General features: G+C 62.6%; 13 protein-coding genes and 1 pseudogene. 5 read left to right on the top strand and 9 right to left on the bottom strand.

Annotated elements, in window-relative coordinates; translation table 11 throughout:
• A pseudogene (locus VHB27_RS01400) lies at nt 1-274 on the top strand (TonB-dependent siderophore receptor); the annotation flags it as partial.
• Between the two features lie 141 nt (nt 275-415).
• On the opposite strand, the gene VHB27_RS01395 reads toward VHB27_RS01400, so the two are convergent.
• The 8 genes from VHB27_RS01395 to VHB27_RS01360 all read right to left on the bottom strand — a co-directional run bounded on the left by VHB27_RS01395 (nt 416) and on the right by VHB27_RS01360 (nt 10,130).
• Nucleotides 416-1,423, bottom strand: coding sequence for a GGDEF domain-containing response regulator (locus VHB27_RS01395; RefSeq protein WP_325596944.1), 1,008 nt, complete (start codon nt 1,421-1,423; stop codon nt 416-418).
• 5 nt (nt 1,424-1,428) lie between these two features.
• Nucleotides 1,429-2,451 (bottom strand): chemotaxis response regulator protein-glutamate methylesterase, encoded by a 1,023-nt coding sequence (locus tag VHB27_RS01390; RefSeq protein WP_325596942.1) that lies wholly within the window; start codon nt 2,449-2,451, stop codon nt 1,429-1,431.
• Nucleotides 2,448-4,778: a hybrid sensor histidine kinase/response regulator gene (locus tag VHB27_RS01385; protein WP_325596940.1), complete on the bottom strand. Its 2,331-nt coding sequence runs from the start codon at nt 4,776-4,778 to the stop codon at nt 2,448-2,450. Before VHB27_RS01385 ends, VHB27_RS01390 begins: the two co-directional genes overlap by 4 nt.
• A gap of 11 nt (nt 4,779-4,789) precedes the next feature.
• On the bottom strand, nt 4,790-5,470 hold the full coding sequence (locus VHB27_RS01380; protein ID WP_325596938.1) for a chemotaxis protein CheW: 681 nt from the start codon (nt 5,468-5,470) through the stop codon (nt 4,790-4,792).
• Nucleotides 5,460-6,674 carry a protein-glutamate O-methyltransferase CheR gene (locus tag VHB27_RS01375; protein WP_325596936.1) on the bottom strand — a complete coding sequence of 405 codons (1,215 nt, stop codon included), beginning with the start codon at nt 6,672-6,674 and terminating at the stop codon, nt 5,460-5,462. Before VHB27_RS01375 ends, VHB27_RS01380 begins: the two co-directional genes overlap by 11 nt.
• Nucleotides 6,675-6,697: 23 nt before the next feature.
• Nucleotides 6,698-7,186 carry a chemotaxis protein CheW gene (locus VHB27_RS01370; RefSeq protein WP_325596934.1) on the bottom strand — a complete coding sequence of 163 codons (489 nt, stop codon included), beginning with the start codon at nt 7,184-7,186 and terminating at the stop codon, nt 6,698-6,700.
• Nucleotides 7,187-7,197: 11 nt separating this feature from the next.
• Nucleotides 7,198-8,712: a HAMP domain-containing methyl-accepting chemotaxis protein gene (locus tag VHB27_RS01365; RefSeq protein ID WP_325596932.1), complete on the bottom strand. Its 1,515-nt coding sequence runs from the start codon at nt 8,710-8,712 to the stop codon at nt 7,198-7,200.
• A 317-nt stretch (nt 8,713-9,029) separates the two neighbouring features.
• Nucleotides 9,030-10,130 (bottom strand): TRAP transporter substrate-binding protein, encoded by a 1,101-nt coding sequence (locus VHB27_RS01360; RefSeq protein WP_325596930.1) that lies wholly within the window; start codon nt 10,128-10,130, stop codon nt 9,030-9,032.
• Nucleotides 10,131-10,360: 230 nt separating this feature from the next.
• Between VHB27_RS01360 and VHB27_RS01355 the strand changes: the two genes are divergently transcribed.
• A complete protein-coding gene (locus VHB27_RS01355) occupies nt 10,361-11,299 on the top strand; it encodes a DMT family transporter (RefSeq protein ID WP_325596928.1) in 939 nt (312 codons plus the stop codon).
• Nucleotides 11,300-11,328: 29 nt separating this feature from the next.
• Here VHB27_RS01355 and VHB27_RS01350 read toward each other — a convergent pair whose 3' ends face one another.
• A complete protein-coding gene (locus VHB27_RS01350; protein ID WP_325596926.1) occupies nt 11,329-11,850 on the bottom strand; it encodes a GNAT family N-acetyltransferase in 522 nt (173 codons plus the stop codon).
• Between the two features lie 157 nt (nt 11,851-12,007).
• Between VHB27_RS01350 and VHB27_RS01345 the strand changes: the two genes are divergently transcribed.
• The 3 genes from VHB27_RS01345 (at nt 12,008) to VHB27_RS01335 (ending at nt 16,735) form a co-directional block, all read left to right on the top strand.
• Nucleotides 12,008-15,223, top strand: coding sequence for a bifunctional diguanylate cyclase/phosphodiesterase (locus VHB27_RS01345; protein WP_325596924.1), 3,216 nt, complete (start codon nt 12,008-12,010; stop codon nt 15,221-15,223).
• An 84-nt stretch (nt 15,224-15,307) separates the two neighbouring features.
• A complete protein-coding gene (locus VHB27_RS01340) occupies nt 15,308-15,601 on the top strand; it encodes a YciI family protein (RefSeq protein WP_325596922.1) in 294 nt (97 codons plus the stop codon).
• Between the two features lie 81 nt (nt 15,602-15,682).
• Nucleotides 15,683-16,735 (top strand): glycosyl hydrolase family 8, encoded by a 1,053-nt coding sequence (locus VHB27_RS01335; protein WP_325596920.1) that lies wholly within the window; start codon nt 15,683-15,685, stop codon nt 16,733-16,735.
• The last annotated feature ends 110 nt before the right edge of the window (nt 16,736-16,845 follow it).

Below are 16,845 nucleotides of genomic sequence, written 5' to 3'. Positions count from 1 at the left end.
TACGCCATTCGTCCCGGGCCTGACCTTGTCCGGACGCGCGATCTACACCAGCAGCCAATACTACGACAACGCCAACACGCAGCAGATTCCCGGCTGGGTCCGCTTTGACGTCGGGGCACGCTACACGTTCCGGGTGCGCGGCAAGCCCATTACGGTGCGGGGCAACATCATCAACATCGCGAATACCAGCTACTGGGCCGCTGCCAACCCGACCTACGGCCTGTCGCTGGGCATGCCGCGCACCTTCCTGCTGTCCACCAGCATCGATTTCTGAATTGCCATCCGGGCAGGTGGTCGCGTCCCGCTTCCTCGGCAGCCTTCTCCATCGGCGCGTGCCGGGTCCGCCGAACTCCGGGGGCCTGGCATTTTTGCGTTCGGGTGATGTGCAGACCGCAGAGGACCTGCCACCTGAAGCCTATTCGGAAACGATCACCCGGTTCCGGCCGGCCCGCTTCGACTTGTACAAAGCCGCATCGGCCGCATCGATGGCCGACTTCAAGGAATCGTCGGATTTCGGCGTGCGGAATACGGCGCCGACACTGACGGTGACGACCGCCGGCTCGACGTTGGCATGCGGAATGGCAAGGCCTTCGACCGCCGCGCACAGTTTCCTTCCAAACGCCTGGGGCGCATCGGGGGATGAATTCGGCAGGATCGCAACGAACTCCTCGCCGCCGAATCGTGCAACGATATCGGCAGGACGCTCCGCGCATCGCTTCATGACCTGGCCGACGCGCCGTAGGATGTCATCGCCGGCCAAGTGCCCGTAGGTATCATTGTAATGCTTGAAATTATCAACGTCGATCATCAGGATGGAGATGCCGGTCCCCTCTCGGATTGACCGCTTCCATTCAATTTCCGCAAATTCGTCAAGATAGCGCCGGTTGTTCAGACCCGTCAGCCCGTCGACGTTGATCAGCCGGGAAAGCTCCAGGTTTTTCAGCACGAGCTGCTGCTGGCTTTCGCGCAATGCCTCATACGCGGCATCGCGCTGCAGGCGGTGGATGTAGGCCCGGGAGTGATAGCGGATACGGGCGATGAGCTCGATCTTGTCGGGCACCTTGACCAGGTAGTCATTCGCGCCTGCGGTGAACGCAGCGCTCTTGATCCCCGGATCCTCCTTTGTTGACAGGACGATGACGGGAATTTCACGGGTGCCCGCCTGGTCGCGGTATTGCTGGACAAGGGCCAGGCCGTCGACGCCCGGCATCACGAGGTCCTGCAGGATGACCGTCGGCCGGAGCTTGTCGGCGAGGTCGACAGCTCGGCTTGGGTCCTGGCAATAATGAAAGTCGATGTCGGACTGGCCGCTCAGGGCGCGCCGGATGGCTTCTCCGATCATGGGCTGGTCGTCCACCAGCAGCACCATGCACAAATACTGGCTTGAGAGGATTTGATCGGTCTTGAACTGTGTGGCCGACAATGCCTTCATTGCTCCTTGGCCCTATTGAAAAGGTCGGTAAGTCGGACCGCAATTTGGTCGAGGCCCAATATCTCCGTCGCCGCGCCGATGGCGGCCGCTGCTTTGGGCATCCCATAGACGGCGCTACTCTTATCATCCTGGGCGATCGTGTAGAAACCTTTGTTTCGCATCGCTTTCAATCCCGCCGCCCCGTCGCGTCCCATGCCGGTCAGCAGGACGCCCACGGCGTGCCCGGTCCAATATCGCGCGATGCTCTGGAACAGCACGTCCACCGAGGGGCGGTAGACATAGCTGACCGGCTCCGGTGTATAGCCCAAACGCCCTAAGCTATTTAACCGCAAGTGGTTATTTGTTCCAGCCATCAGTGCGACGCCCCGGGTCGGACGGTCGCCCTCCCGAGCGATGCGAACCGGGATGCGGGACGTCTGGTTCAGCCATTCCGCCATGCCGGGTGCGAATTGTTCATCGACATGCTGGACGATCACGACCGCCCCCGGGAAGTCGGGGGCAAGGGCCGACAGGATCGTTGCCAGCGCCGCAGGCCCACCCGCCGAGGCACCGATCCCCAGCAGCATGTCGCCGCCGCCGGCGTTTTGCCGAGGGTCAGGCTTTTTGCCGCGCAGGCTGGCCGGCTCGCCGATCAACCGGCCGATCGTCTCGATTTTCGCCAGCAAGGCCGAGCCGTTCTGCTGCTTGTCCGGGCCCGTCAGGTTCGGCGTGTCCACGGCGTCGAGGGCACCATGACCCATGGCTTCGAAGGTGCGCCAGGCGTTGGCCCCCACGCCCGAGGTGACGATCAGGATCGGACACGGGGTCCGCATCATGATCTGCCTGGTGGCTTCCACCCCGTCCATTACCGGCATTATCAAGTCCATGAGGACGAGGTCGGGGAGGCGACACGCGCAGGCCTGCACAGCCTCCTGTCCGTTCCGCGCCACCCAAACGACCTCATAAGCGGACTCCAGCGCAAGGACACGCCGAAGCGCCTCGACGGCGATCGGCATGTCGTTGACGATCCCGATCTTCATGAGAGCGGTTCACCGATGAGATCCACGACTGCCCGCAACAGCGTCTCGTCATGGAAGCTGGCCTTGGGAAGATAGTAGTCCGCGCCTGCCTCCAGGCCACGGCGACGGTCGGTCTCGTCGTCCTTATAGGAGACGATCATCACCGGCAGCGATTGCAGATGCGGGTCTTGCTTGATCATGCGCACAAGCTCGATCCCTCCCAGTCGCGGCATATCGACATCGGTGATGACCATGTCAAATCGACCGGAGCGCAAGACATTCCACCCTTCCATGCCGTCTACCGCCGTTTCCACCTGGTAGCCGGCCTGGTCGAGGAGTTTGCGCTCCAGCTCCCGCACCGTGAGCGAATCGTCCACGACGAGCACCCGCTTATGCGCATTGTCGGCAATGGCCGACGGGCGAGGCGGTGCGGCCGCCAGCGTACCTTTCGCAACCAATCTTTCCACCGATTGTACGATATCCGCAATATCGACGATAAGCACGGGCGAGCCGTCCTCCATGAGGCCGCCGGCCATGATATTGGCGATCTTGCCAAAGCGGCGATCGAGGGGCTGCACGACGGTCTCGCGTTCGCCCAGGAACCGTTCGACGATCAGTCCGTGCACGGTGCCGGAATCCTCAACCATGATGACCGATATGACGCCTTGCTCCGACGGCGACGGCTGGCCACCAAGCAGTTGGGTCGCGTCGATCAAGCCGACGAGCCTCCCTCCATCGCGGAAATGGGGTCGGCCTTCGATCGATATGATCTCAGCCTGGGGAAGCCTGAGCGCGCGGACGATCCGGGCGAGGGGAAAGGCGTAAGCCTCGGCTCCAACCAGAGCCTGCAGCGTGCGGATGACGGAGAGCGTGAGCGGCAGGCGCAACTCGAAATGGGTACCGCACCCTTGTTGCGATGTGACACGGATCGAGCCGCGGATCTGGAGCACCATGTTGCGTACCGCGTCCAGACCGACGCCGCGCCCGGAAATCTCCGTCACTTCCGGCTTCATGCTGAAGCCGGGCAGGAACAGGAATTCCAGCAACTCCGCATCGGTCATCGCCGCCGCGACGGCAGCCGGCGCCAGGTTGCGCGCGATGACGGCGGCGCGAAGCTGGTCGAGGTTGACCCCGTTCCCATCGTCGGAAACCAAAATCTGCAGCATTCCGGCATTGTGGGCGGCTTCCAACCGCACGACACCTTCCCTGGACTTGCCCGCCTCCAGCCGTTCGGCCGGCGGTTCGATGCCGTGGTCGACGGCGTTCCGCAACAAGTGGCCAAGCGGCGCCTCGAGCGCTTCGAGCACGTCTCGATCGACCTGCGTGCGCGACCCCACCAGCTCCAGCCGCGCCTCTTTGCCAAGACTGCGGGCCAGGTTCCGAACCATTTGCGGGAAGGCGGTAACGCCGTCCGCGAAGGGGCGCATACGGCAGGCGAGCACCTCGTTGTAAAGCCGCGTCGCCAAATTGGTCGAGCGGTTGTCGAAGGCTTCCAGGGCCTCGAAGCGGCTGGCCAGCACGCTTCGGCATTCCGCCAGCGCCGACAGGATATCGGCGTAGAGCGCCTCGACGGGGGCCGTAGACGCTGTCGCGGCTGTTGAATTGCGCAGCGTTTCAATTCTCGCGGCAAGCGCGTCGTGCAGGGGCCTTAGACGGTGCAGCGTGCCGAGATATGGTTTGAGCCAGCGTGACTCGACAAGAGACTCGCCCGCAAGTCCAAGCAAGCGGTTGAAGTTCTCGGCCGTCACGCGCACGACCCGTTGGCGTTCGGGTGCAGCCTCTTTTCCGCCTGGCTGAAGCATGGGCGGCGCCTTGGCATGCGCCTCCGCGCCGACCGGCTTCGGGCTTACCGGCATGCTTTCGGCGGACCGCGGGGGGACCGGAGAAGCAGGTTCCATGGCCGGAACGGCCGGCAAGGACGGTATGTCAGGGTCCCTTCGGACTGCGGAGGCCGTCGCGGCAGCCGAAGCAGGTATTGCCGATCCGAAACGGTCCCCGAGTGCCGCAACGAGCGAAGCCGCTTCCGCGTCAAGCGCCTCGTTCGGTGCATCGAGCGGCGCACTTGCCATACGGCTCAGCAACTCGACCCCGTGGAGCAGGACGTCAATCCGATCGGCGTCCAACGTGATCAATTGTCGCTGGGCAGCAACGAAACAATCTTCCATTGCATGCGCAACATCCACGGCCGGTTGCATGCCGACGAGACGGGCGGCCCCCTTCAGGGAATGGGCCGCGCGCATGCAGACTTCCAGATCGTGGGATGCCCTTGGCTCGCGCTCGAGTGCCAGCAGGCTGCCGGCCAGCGCTTGCGTCTGGCTCTCCGCCTCCAGGCGGAAGAGTTCCGCCATCGACAAAGCACTTAGATCGCGGTCGCTGATGCCAGGCTCCGATTGGCTGCGGCCGTCAACGACAATGCGTCGAGCAGGCTGACAGGGTTGCCCTGCCAGCTCAATACGGCCTTGGTGAAGCTGTTCGCCGCCTTGGTGATGAGTGGTGGTGGCGGCACGTAATCGTCAGGATGCAGGCGGGCAATGCCAAAGACCTCATCGACCGGGTAGGCCAAGCGCGTTCCGCCGTCCTGCTGCGTGACCAGGATACGGGGATTCGCCTTGTCCGGTTGGACGCCGGCGGCGCCGGGCGGCTCCTGAAGGTCGAGTATTGCCTGAAGAGAGAGGCAGGCGACCAGTTCGCCGCCGATATTGGCCAATCCCAGGACCATCCCGTTGCGCCGGTAAGGTATCGAATGGATTGCCCTTGATCCGACGACCTCCTGGACGACAGCGCACGAGAGCGCCAGCCAGGTGCCGCCCAGGCGGAATATCACCAGCGTCTCGCCGGCGCGGTCTGCGGGCGGCTTTTCCCGGGCAAGCCGCGACGTTTCTTCGTCGAGCCTCTCGTCGGAGGTCAGGGCGTCGAGCAGTCGAACAGCCTCGCTGCGATAAGTGGGACAATCCCGACAATGATCGTAGACGGATAGTTCCCCGCACGACTTGTCGCCAAGGACACCGATGCGGTTCCAGCAGTCCATCTCAGCGGACATTCACGCGTGCGGCGCGGGAGCGCATGAGCCGCGCTCCCGGCAGGTCGCCGCGGCTTTCGAGCAGCAGCGCCAGATGGGCAAGCGCCTCCTGGTGGTTTCCGTCGAGGTAGATCGCCCGCCGGTACTGGCGCTCCGCCTCCGCCTGGTCGCCCAGGGCATCGCTGATCAGCCCGGTGAGATAACAGGAGTCGGACGAGGCGCCGTATCGGTCGACATGGGCCTGGCAGATCGCGGCGGCTTCCGTCAGCCGACCCTGGTCAGCGAGTTGGACTGCGCTTTGGAGCGTCGGAGGGGCCTGGGAGGAGCCGGACGAAGGACGGTGCGAGGGCGGACGCGCGCTGGCGGAGGGTGGGGAGGGGGATCTCCTTGCGGGAGGCGGCAGGCGGACCGGCGGCAATTTGGACACGGCGGGACCTGATCGGCCTGCCGTCGGAGCCGCCGACTTGCGGAATCCAAAGGTCAAGGGAACGCGTATCGAGGTGAAACCATGATCCATCAGAAGCGCCGTTTCCGATGGACCGACGAAAATCAATCCATCGTCCGCCAGCAAGCCGCGGAGGACGTCGATACTGCGGACTTGGGCGTCGCGGTCGAAATAGATCATCAAATTGCGACAGAAAATGATGTCGTACGGTTGGAAACCAGCGAGGAAGCCGGGCGCGGTCAGGTTGCCCTGCCGGAAACGGACCAAGCGCCGGACGGTCATGTTCAGTTGCGCGCCGGACGGCGTCTCGACGAAGTGCCGCTCGCGGAACGCATGGTAATCCCCGCGAAAGGAATTGCGGCCGTAGACACCGCGCTCAGCCGCGCGCAATGCGCTCAAGCTGACGTCGACCGCATCGATCTCGAACTGCCCTGGGGCCAGCCCTGCATCCAGCAGGGACATCGCCATCGAGAACGGTTCCTCGCCCGTGGAGCAAGGCACGCTGAGGAGGCGGAGCGGCTGTTCGGGCCGGAGGCGCAGCCATTTTTCCTGGGCGATTCGACCGAGCGCCATGAACGCTTCCCGGTCGCGAAAGAACCAAGTTTCGGGGACGACCACGGACTCGACCAATGTCTGCAATGCAGCCGGCGAATTCCGCACATGGTCCAAATAGGTTGTTAAGTCGGCCATCCGGTTTGCCAATCGCTGGCCCTTCACGGCACGTTCGATGGCTGACGTGCCGATGGACGCCGAGTCCAGTCCGATCGCGTCATGCAGCAATTCCACGAAGGCGGCGATGTCCGTCATGGGTGGGCTTCATCTTGATACAGCGCGCTCCGAATAGCCGGCGTAAGCAGGCCTTCCACGGCGATCCGCCTGACCGGTCCCTCCCGGTCCTGCGCCACGGGTCCGAGAAAGGACGCGTTTTCGCTGCGTATGCCGGGATCGACGAAGCTCGCGGGGTCGCGGCGCATGACGTCCGTCGCGTTTTCGGCGATCAGTGCGAGTGGACGGTCCCGTGCGGGGAGGCCGATCTCCTGTCCGTCGATCGGACGGGGCGCCAGGCAGACCAGAAGGATGCGCGTGCTCATCAGGGGACGATAAGGCCTGCCGAGCAGGAGCAGGGCCAGGTCGATCACGGGCACGGGCTGGCCGTGGAGATTGAGCAGGCCCGCAACGCCGGCAGGTGCGTGCGGTACATGCGCAAGCCGAACGAGCGGAAGGATCTCGATGATCGCCCTCGCGTCGATCGCGTATCGGTCGTTATCCAGGCGAAATACAAGGAACAGCATGGACGGTCCGCTCAGATCATCTTTTCGAGGCGGAGTACGCCCCCCGAAAGGTTGGTGACCACTTGATTCAGGGTATCCACCGCGATGCTGGACTGTTGCAGGGAGTCAACGGTCTGCTGTGCCGCTTCGCTGAGTTGGTTGAGCGCCTGGGTGATCTGTTCCGCACCCGTGGCTTGGGCTTGCATCCCCTCGTTCACCGAGTCCGCCCTGGGCGCCAACGCTTGGACATATTGGATGATCTGCGTCAGGCTTTCGCTCACCTGCTGCACTTCCTGCATGCCGCGGCGTACTTCTTCGGCGAACCGGTCCATGCCCATCACGCTCGTCGAGACTGCCGACTGAATTTCCTTGACGGTCTGTCCTATCTCGGTTGTTGCGACGGCGGTCTGGTCCGCCAGGCGGCGAATTTCCACCGCCACCACGCCGAAGCCCTTTCCGTGTTCGCCGGCCTTCTCGGCTTCAATCGCGGCATTCAGCGACAGCAGGTTCGTCTGGTCCGCGACTTTCGTAATCGTCGTAACGACCTGGCTGATATTGCTCGTCTTCTCATTCAGGATCGCGAGTTTCGCACTGATGGATCCGGCGGCGTCCGTGACCCGGCGCATCGTCTCTTCCATATGGGTCAGGCCCGTCTGTCCGTTGACGGCCAGGCTCGCGGACTGCTCCGCCACTTCCGCGACCTCGTTCATCGTCTTGACCAGCTCGCGGGACGTGGCGGAAATCTCTTTTGAGGTCGCACCGATCTCGGCCGTGGTCGCGGCGATTTCAGTGGCGGTCGCCTGATGCTCCTTCGCCGAGGCGGCGATCTCGGTCACGGAGCTCCGGACCTGGACGCCGGAGCTGCTCAGCGCCGCACTCAGTTGTCCTAATGGGCCGCGAATGGAGCGCATGAGCAGGTGGCCGCACAGGAGCGCCACCGCCAGGCCGAGGGCGATGCTCGCCAGGATACTGATTTCGGAGGCGTACAACGCGGAGAATATTTGTGATATCGCAACGGACGCATCGTCTCGGTCATAGTCGATGAGCCGATGTATGGCGGTCCTGCCATTATCGAGGGCCGTTTCGAGCGGGTGGCGCAAGCTGGTGACGGATTCGGGAGCGTGTCCGGTGGCAAGCTGTGCCAGGATTCCGTTTTCCGCCTGAACGTATGGCGCCCTGGCGGCCTTGATGGCGTTGAAGAAAGAGCTTTCCTGCTTGCTGTTGACCAGCGACTCGTATTTGCCGATCAAAGCATCCAGTTTCGTCTGGTTAGCCTGAATTTGGGAGATGAAGCGATCGGCGCCGGTGCCGCCCATTTCCGCAAGGGCTTGCTGCACGAGGCTGTAGTCCGCAAGCCACGCATTCATGATCTCGAAGCTGCCATTGACGCTCGGAAGCGAGTCAGCGGCGACTTCCTGCGTCTCCATTTGTATTCTTCGCAACGAGAAAAATACGACGGCAGACATCACCAGCATCATAACCAGGACGGCTGCGAAACTCGCGAAGATGCTGCGTCGAAGGGTCCAATGACTAATTTCGGATGCCATTATTGCCCCAGCTTCTTGACTCTGAAGGGTATCTAAGGGGCTACGAGGGCAAATGCCACACTGATTTTGCCCCGTCCTGCATGCATGACCAGGCAATCGGCGTTGCCGGGTCGGATCCTGCGTTTCGCCGGCGACACGGCCGGCTGCGCTATGGTGATCGATACCGTGCTGTCTGCGTCCGGCGACGAAAGGCCGTTCGGCAGTTCCGCGCGGGCTATCCCGCGGATGGCGTGGCGCGGCAGGCCGGCAGTCCCGGGGCTGCTTGCCCGCGGCAGCCAGGTGCCATCAAGTGCGCTGCCTCGGCACGCTCCCCGGGTTCAATGGTCGTCGGCTTGCACGGAAGGAAGCTGGATATCGAATTGGCGCGCGAGGGTGCTGTTCCAGGCATCGACGCAATCCTGGCCGCATCGCTGGATCCACTGTGGCAGGATGGTCTTTATGAGGAATTGCCGGCGGTCGCTCTGATCGGCCGGATCGACCGGGACGAGCGTCATGTGGTACGTCTTTTCGCTATCGCACTCCGCACTTCCGATATCACAAGCCAGTCCGACCGAGGTCTCCCGGTCCGCAGCGTCCCAGATCGCGGCCTCGAGGTGCTGTATGCCCGCGCGCAGCTCTTTTCGGACGTCTGCCGGCAACTGGTGCCAAGCGTCTCGGTTTGCGCCGAAAAACGACAGCCCCCAGCTGATGGCAAGCGGGGAGATGTACGAGGTCACTTCGGGCAAGCCGATTTCGGCGCCGCTCCGGGTTCCGGTTATCGCGCAGTCCACGACGCCGCGGCGGAACGAGTCCACGATTTTTGCAAACGGTATTTGTATCGGAACGGCTCCAAGGGCTTCCATCATCTCGGATTGTCCCACGGAGGAGGTGCGGACCTTGCGGCCGGCGAGGTCGTGAAGCGTTTGAAACTTCGACGTGCAGAAAAGAACCTGCGCCGGATAAGCATAGATTGCCAGGAGTTCGACGCCATAGCGACGCGCAAGGATATCGGCGATGTGCGAACGGTAGGCGCTGACCGTCTTGCGCAGCGTCTTCATGTCCGGATTCAAGGTCGGCAAGTCGACGACGTTGAGTTCCGGCTCGTCGGCTGCCACTTGTGCGAGGAGCGCCGTGCCAAAGGAGACGACGCCCAACCGCATCAACTGAAGCATCTCGGGACCGGCGAAGCCGCTTTGGTCGAACGGATAGATATCGGCAGTAATTCGGCCTTGCGTCAGCTTCGGGACTTCGGTCTGCCAGAAGGGTCGTTCGAACTTTGTGAATTGGGTTACGTTGGCCAGTCCCCCCACGACCCTGAGATGCGTCGTCTGGTCGGATGGTTCTGCGCCGCGGGCGATTGCTACTGCCAGGACAATGGTTGCGAATGTGAGGAGGCTGTACCAATGCCGGTGCTGGCAAGCAACGCTGCGCGAGTTCATAAGGCGGGTAGACTTCCAAATATTGTGTATGACTGCCCAAGCGAAGTCCGGCATCCGTCACCTTAACATAAGTCAAAGGGTTTGCACAAAGCAACTTGGCGTGGCGGCGCCGCAGGAAAGGGCGCGTTACAATTTGCAAGGAGAAAGACCCGCATGTCATAATAAGAGGGTGGTGACGTTGGCAACAAGGGCGCTTTATGAAGCGGCGGGGATGGCATCAGGGGGCGCTGATGTTTACGACGCGCCAGCGTTGCGCGCGTGACAGGGTCGTCTTGGATGGGCCCGCCGCGGGTAAGCTCACCGGAGCGGCATGCGTCGTACTGACGGCGATCGGCTGGGGTTTGAACTGGCCGGCCACAAAGGTTCTGATCGAAACTTTCCCTCCATTGTCGGCCCGCGGCGTAACCGGGTTGGTGGCATCGGTCGTCCTCTTCGCGGTGGCGCTCCTCCGCCGGGAGGGCGTGAGGGTTACGCGCAGGGAGTTGCCCCATCTGGCTTGGGGCGCCGTGCTGAACGTCACCGTCTGGATGGGCGGGACGACCGCATCGCTGCAGTGGCTGCGCGCCGGCCAGGCCGCAACACTTGCCTATACGATGCCCATCTGGGTTTGTCTGCTCGCGTGGCCAATTCTGGCGCAGCGGCCCACGCCACGGCAGATGGGTGCGATCTTCCTCGGCATTTGCGGGGTGCTCGTTCTCTGCGGGCCCGAGAGCATGGCATTCAGCGGTCGGGAAGGCCCGGGCATCGCGCTCGCATTACTGGCCGCTTTCCTATTCGCGCTTGGTACGGTCTCGGGGAAAGCCCATCCGCTCTCGCTGACTCCGCTGGCTTTGACGGCTTGGCAGGTCGGTCTCGGCAGCGTGCCTTTGGCAGTCCTTGGGTTCGCGACGGAGCATCCTGATTTCAGCCGCCTGAGTGTGCCCGGCTGGGCGACCTTGGGATACACGGCCCTGGTATCGATGGGACTGTGCTACCTCACCTGGTTCATTGCGAAGGGGAGGCTGTCAGCATTGGCAGCGGCGATGGGGACGCTGCTGACGCCGGTCGTCGGGGTAGGCGCCTCCGCCATCTTTTTGGGAGACGCCCTTACGATCCACCAACTGGTTGCGTTGGCCCTGGTGTCTAGCGGTATCGTTCTCGCCGTCGGGATTCCCCAGCCAGCGCCGTAAACTGGAAATGGGCGTCTGCGGTCAGATGCTTACGCGACCATGTCCTCACGTGCGAGACGATAGTAGATCCGCGACAGCAGCCGGGCGCCACATGATTCGTACATGGCCCTTGCCCCGACGTTCTCGGCATCGGTCGTCCAGTCGAGCGCGGAGAAGCCGTTCGCGTAAGTATAGCGGGCCGCCGCATTCACCAGCATCCGACCCACGCCGGCGCGCCTGGCACTTGCGGCAACGTAAAGGTCGCGTATGTACAGTGACTGGGTCAGTTCGTAGGCTGGGAAGCTTACATTCATGACAATCGAGCCGACAACGACGCCGTCCAGCGTCGCCAGCAGGACACGCGGGTCGAACGCCGCAACCGGTGGCTGACATGCTATCCGCGCCGCCGCCAGCGCTTGCGCGTAGGGGACCGGCCGCTGATAGTGCCGCTGCATTTCCGAAAACAGGGAAGCGAGACCCTCGACATCTTGCAGGTTGGGCGGTCGGACGACGATCTCGGAATTCACGTCCTCGTCCTGCTCTGCGAATGTCGTCTCAATTGTACTGCTCATTGGCATGGCTCCTGCCAGCAATCTCGGTGATCCGTCCCCCGCGTAGCGCAACCCAAGGCGCGTGGTCCATGGTTTTTTTCGCGTTAAAGGAGAATTTTTTGGAGAAGTACCTTTTAATGCGTGGTAATGACCCAGAGAGTTCAACAAAGCCCCGCTGATGACCCAGGATCCCATGCGCAGAGGTCTTTTTTTGAAGAAGAAGGCACCTCCGGCTAAGTATCAGATTTTGTACACGCGGTCCGCGACCGATCCGAAGCGATTCACGATAATTGTCGCAAATTGCGTTGCATTGATTTTGATAATACTTGCATCAGGCGCTTGGTTCCTCACCAAACACAATCACCAGACGGCGCTTCGTGCGGCAGAAAACAACCTGCGACAGTCCTCGCTGATCGTGGAAAGCGTCGTCAATCACCTATTTCTGCAAGTGGACGGCGCGCTTGCCAGCGTGCCCGCCCTGCTGGCCGCCGCCGATACCGGCAACGAGCCCCTGGAACCGAAGGTGGTGACCCGGCTTCTGCGGGGTCTCAACTTTCAGACGTTCGCTTTCCGCGACATCATGGTGCTGAACCCCGACGGGTCGATCTGGGCGTCGGCACGCCCGGATTCGTGGAATCGTCGCTTTCCCCTCTCGCTTGCGCCGATGGAGCACGCGGTCCACCGGGGTGCCGCCGCAGTGTTGGGGCCCATACGGAACCCGGTAACGGGGGACTGGGTGATCTTCATTGTCCGGCAGGTCGACATTCCCAGTCTCGGACAGATCGCCATCGCCGCCGAGGTTCCCTTGCCTCTGATCTCGAGCCAGTTGGCCGCCGTGGGCGGCACGCCGGGGCTGCGGGTTTCACTGGTCAGGAACGAGGGGGAACTGATCGTCAGCCAGCCTTACAACGAATTGCAGATCGGGAAACGCCAGCCGCTGACCGTCGGTCCCAGCCAGCGGAGCGGTCAGCCTTTCGAAGTGCCCGTGGCTGTCGCAGGCCATCCGACGCTTGGGATCGCCCGGCCCAGCTTGTACGAGGACGTGCTGATCTACGTGACGCTCGACTTGAACGAGGCCTTGTCGGACTGGATGCGAGACCGCGATCGCGTCGCCATTTTCACGGGCTGCTTCGCGCTTCTGATCTGCGGCTTGGCGGTGACGCTGGATATGGCCCATCGCCAGAGAGGCCGAGCGGACGCGGAGCGTGACAAGGCGCGCTCGATGCTGGACACGGCCATCGAGACGATGTCCGACGGGTTCGTCATGTGGGACAGCGAGGACAGGCTGGTAACCTGCAATGAGCAGTTCCGGCGGATATACGACCGAAGCCGCGCGTTCATCTATCCGGGCGCCAAGTTCGAGGACATCATCCGTGAGGGCGCAAAGGTCGGTCAGTATCCCCAGGTGGGCGAGGATCTTGCGGCGTTTGTCCAAGAGACGGTGTCCTGGCACCTCAACAATGACGGCCCGCTGGAACGCGAGTTGCCGGACGGACGATGGGCTTTGATCACGGAGCGGAGGACGCCCGATGGCATGATCGTCGGCATCCGCACCGATATCACGGACCTCAAGCATGCCCTGTCCGACCTTGCCACGGCGAACGAGCGCGTGCAGGCCGCGATGCATGCGCTGCATGAGCAAAACATGGCGCTGATGGAACGCGACAGGGCGCTCAACATCCAAAATGTCTTGTTTGACGCTGCCCTCAACAACATGTCGCAGGGCCTGCTGATGACGGACGCCAATCAGCGGCTCATCATCGTCAATCGGCGCTTCTTTGATTTGTTCCAGCTTGACCAGGGCGACAAGATGTTTGCCGTCGGGGCGCCGATCCAGGAAGCGCTGATGGCGATCTGCAGCGCAGGGCAGCTCCCGCGGGAGGCCGTCGAGGAACTGCTGGTCAAGCAAAAGGGGCTCGCGGATGCAAGGCAGTCGGGCAGTTTTCTGATCGCGGGCCGCGATGGACTGGCGGTCTCCGTGGTGCAGCGTCCAATCGCCGACGGCGGGTGGCTGGCAACGTATGAGGACGTTACCGAACGTCACCGCGCCGAAGAGAGGGTGAGGTTTGCTGCGCATCACGATGCGCTGACCAGTCTGCCCAATCGGGTCCTGTTTTATGCCCGCCTTAACGAGATGATCAGCAGGCTGGGCTACCACGAATCGGCGCTATCGCTCCTGTGCCTGGATCTCGATCGCTTCAAGCAAGTGAACGACACGCTCGGCCATCCGGTCGGCGACAAGCTTCTGATCAATGCAGGGCGCCGTTTGATGACCTGCGTTCGCAGCGATGCGATCGTCGCGCGGCTTGGCGGCGACGAATTCGCGATCGCTTTTGTCTCGCCTGACCCGCGTAGGGCGGCAGAGATCGTCGCACAGCGGGTCATCATGGAGCTGAGTTCGCCGTACACCCTGGATGGGAACATGGTTTCGATCGGTGCGAGCGTGGGCATCGCGATCGACGAGACGGGACATGCCGACACCGACACGCTGATGAAGAATGCCGATATGGCGCTGTACCAGGCGAAAGCCGCCGGTCGGGGCGTGTATCGCGTCTTCGAGGCGGACATGGAGCGGCAGCTGCGTGCGCGGCTCTCGATCGAAAAGGACCTTGCGGCTGCCCTTGATCGCCACGAGTTCGAAGTTTTCTATCAACCCTTATACGACTTGCAGTCAAACAAGATCAGCGGTTTCGAAGCATTGCTCCGCTGGATCCACCCGCAGCGGGGGATCGTCTCGCCGCTGCAGTTCGTGCGCATCGCGGAGGAGACGGGCATGATCAGCCGCATCGGCGCCTGGGTCATCCGGCAGGCGTGCGAGGATGCCCTGCTCATGCCGTCCGACGTGAAGATTGCGATAAATCTTTCGCCGGTGCAGTTTCAGCACGCCGATATCGTGGCCCTGGTATCCGAGGCTCTGGCGGCGTCCGGTCTTCCGCCTTACCGGCTGGAATTGGAGATCACCGAAAGCACCCTGCTTGAGAACAACACGTCGACGCTGAATACCTTGCTGCGGCTTCGAGAGCTTGGGGTGCGCGTCGCACTGGATGATTTCGGTACGGGCTATTCGTCGCTGAGCTATTTGCGGCGCTTCCCCTTCGACAAGATCAAAATAGACCGGTCCTTCGTCTGCGAAATGGGCACGCGCGAGGACTGCGCCGCCATTGTGATGTCGATTGTAACCCTCGCTAACCGGCTGGGAATCACGACGACCGCGGAAGGGGTCGAGACGCATGACCAATTGTTGCGCGTCCGTGAAGCAGGGTGCACCGAGGCGCAGGGATATCTCTTCAGCCAGCCCATGCCCCTTGTGGAGGTACTTGCGTTCTTCCGGGAATCGGCTTCATTCAACGACACGACGATCGAGTCACCCTCGGTGCCACATGTAATGAGTTAGGACCGGCGTCATGGTCATTTGCATAAGCGCGGGGGTCCCCCGGGATGCACCGGGTTCCGCAAGGTCGGCGTGGGAGGTATCGCCATGTATTTCGTCGTAACCCGTCATGACAAGCCCGCGAGTCTCGAGCTTCGGCTGTCCGAGAGGCCGCGGCACCTGGATTATCTCGAACGCGTCCTCGACAAGATCGTCTATGGGGGCGCGCTGTTGGACGCCCAAGGCAAGCAGAACGGATCGATCCTGATCATCGACGTGGCCGACCGGGAGGCTGCGGAGGCGTTTGCCCAAGCCGACCCCTATGTCGATGTGGGCCTGTTCCAAGAGTCGTCGATCGAGCCATTCCGCCCGGTTTTTCGTGATGGCAGTTGGCTGCGCTAAGGCCAACGAAGGCTTAGGATTGCCCATCGCTCGCGAAGGCATGAAGCTTCGCCGCGAGCCGGCGCCCGTGTGCCGCGCCACATGATGCTGCGGCGTCGCATTCTTCTTGCCGGCCTTGCGGGCGGTCCCGCCGTGGACTGTGCCGTCCGGGGCGCGAGGGCGGCGCCTGCATTCCCGGTCGCTGAATGGGAGAGCTTCAAGCGCCGCTTCGTCTCCCCGGATGGCCGCGTCATCGACACCGGCAATGGCGGCGTGTCGCACAGCGAGGGGCAGGGCTGGGGCATGCTGTTCGCCGTCGCAGCTCAAGACGAGGCTACCTTCACGCAGATTGCCAAGTGGACCTCGGGGAACCTCGCTCGGCCTTCTGACGCGCTGCACGCTTGGCGTTTCGTTCCCGGTGCCAAGCGGCAGGCGGGGGATCGGAACAATGCGACCGATGGCGACATATTCATCGCTTCAGCCTTGGCCCGCGCCGGCCGGTCATGGGGCCAATCCGACAGGTTGGAGGCCGCGGCGGGCATCGCGCGCGATATCCTGCGGCTGCTGGTTCGCCGAATCGGTCCTTACACGGTACTGCTTCCCGGCCTGCAGGGCTTTGAGGCGAAGGACGCGCTGACGGTCAATCTCTCTTACTACGCCTTTCCTCTCATCGCCGAGCTTGCTGCCCTGGTGCCGTCGGATGAATGGGAGGTGCTGGTCCGTGACGGGCGCACCCTCATTGATCGAGGCCGGTTTGGCACCTGGAAGCTGCCGCCGGACTGGCTGCGGATCGCCTCCTCCGGGGCGCTTGCCACGTCTCCGGGATGGCCGCCGCGCTTCTCCTTTGACGCGGTCCGGGTGCCGCTTTGGAACGCGTGGGCAGGGCTGCCGAACCGGACGGCGATGGTGGCGATCGACCGGTTCTGGTCCGGGTATCCTGCAGATCGCGTGCCGGCATGGATCAACCTGGAGACGGGCGAAGTTGCCCCGTATCCGATGACGCCCGGAATGCTGGCAATTGCCGATATCTTGCGGAGCGGCCTGGGCCAGCCGCCGCTGAACCCACCGCCCACCGTCGATTCGGCCAATGATTACTATAACGCGGCTTTGATCCTTTTGTCTGCCATGGCGGCAGAAGAAGTCGTTACCCGCTAGTCTCGCCGATAAACTTTTACTACTCTCGCGCGAATACCTTGCCTACGATCATATTTGACCAATGGAATTGGATTCGGGGAACGCGCGATGGTAGCAGAGAGAAATAGCGA

Origin of the sequence: Rhodopila sp., assembly GCF_035548235.1 — a bacterium.
GTDB lineage: Bacteria > Pseudomonadota > Alphaproteobacteria > Acetobacterales > Acetobacteraceae > Rhodopila.
The sequence above is the reverse complement of the archived record's forward strand: the minus strand, read 5'-3'. Positions and strand labels throughout refer to the sequence as shown.

What these genes read in the sequence shown, in the direction of transcription:
- VHB27_RS01355 (WP_325596928.1), top strand. Translation starts at nt 10,361, where the DNA reads ATGTTTACGACGCGCCAGCGTTGCGCGCGTGACAGGGTCGTCTTGGAT.
- VHB27_RS01350 (WP_325596926.1), bottom strand. Translation starts at nt 11,850, where the DNA reads ATGAGCAGTACAATTGAGACGACATTCGCAGAGCAGGACGAGGACGTG.
- VHB27_RS01370 (WP_325596934.1), bottom strand. Translation starts at nt 7,186, where the DNA reads ATGCTGTTCCTTGTATTTCGCCTGGATAACGACCGATACGCGATCGAC.
- VHB27_RS01335 (WP_325596920.1), top strand. Translation starts at nt 15,683, where the DNA reads ATGATGCTGCGGCGTCGCATTCTTCTTGCCGGCCTTGCGGGCGGTCCC.
- VHB27_RS01380 (WP_325596938.1), bottom strand. Translation starts at nt 5,470, where the DNA reads ATGTCCGCTGAGATGGACTGCTGGAACCGCATCGGTGTCCTTGGCGAC.
- VHB27_RS01345 (WP_325596924.1), top strand. Translation starts at nt 12,008, where the DNA reads ATGACCCAGGATCCCATGCGCAGAGGTCTTTTTTTGAAGAAGAAGGCA.
- VHB27_RS01360 (WP_325596930.1), bottom strand. Translation starts at nt 10,130, where the DNA reads ATGAACTCGCGCAGCGTTGCTTGCCAGCACCGGCATTGGTACAGCCTC.
- VHB27_RS01365 (WP_325596932.1), bottom strand. Translation starts at nt 8,712, where the DNA reads ATGGCATCCGAAATTAGTCATTGGACCCTTCGACGCAGCATCTTCGCG.
- VHB27_RS01390 (WP_325596942.1), bottom strand. Translation starts at nt 2,451, where the DNA reads ATGAAGATCGGGATCGTCAACGACATGCCGATCGCCGTCGAGGCGCTT.
- VHB27_RS01340 (WP_325596922.1), top strand. Translation starts at nt 15,308, where the DNA reads ATGTATTTCGTCGTAACCCGTCATGACAAGCCCGCGAGTCTCGAGCTT.
- VHB27_RS01385 (WP_325596940.1), bottom strand. Translation starts at nt 4,778, where the DNA reads ATGGCGGAACTCTTCCGCCTGGAGGCGGAGAGCCAGACGCAAGCGCTG.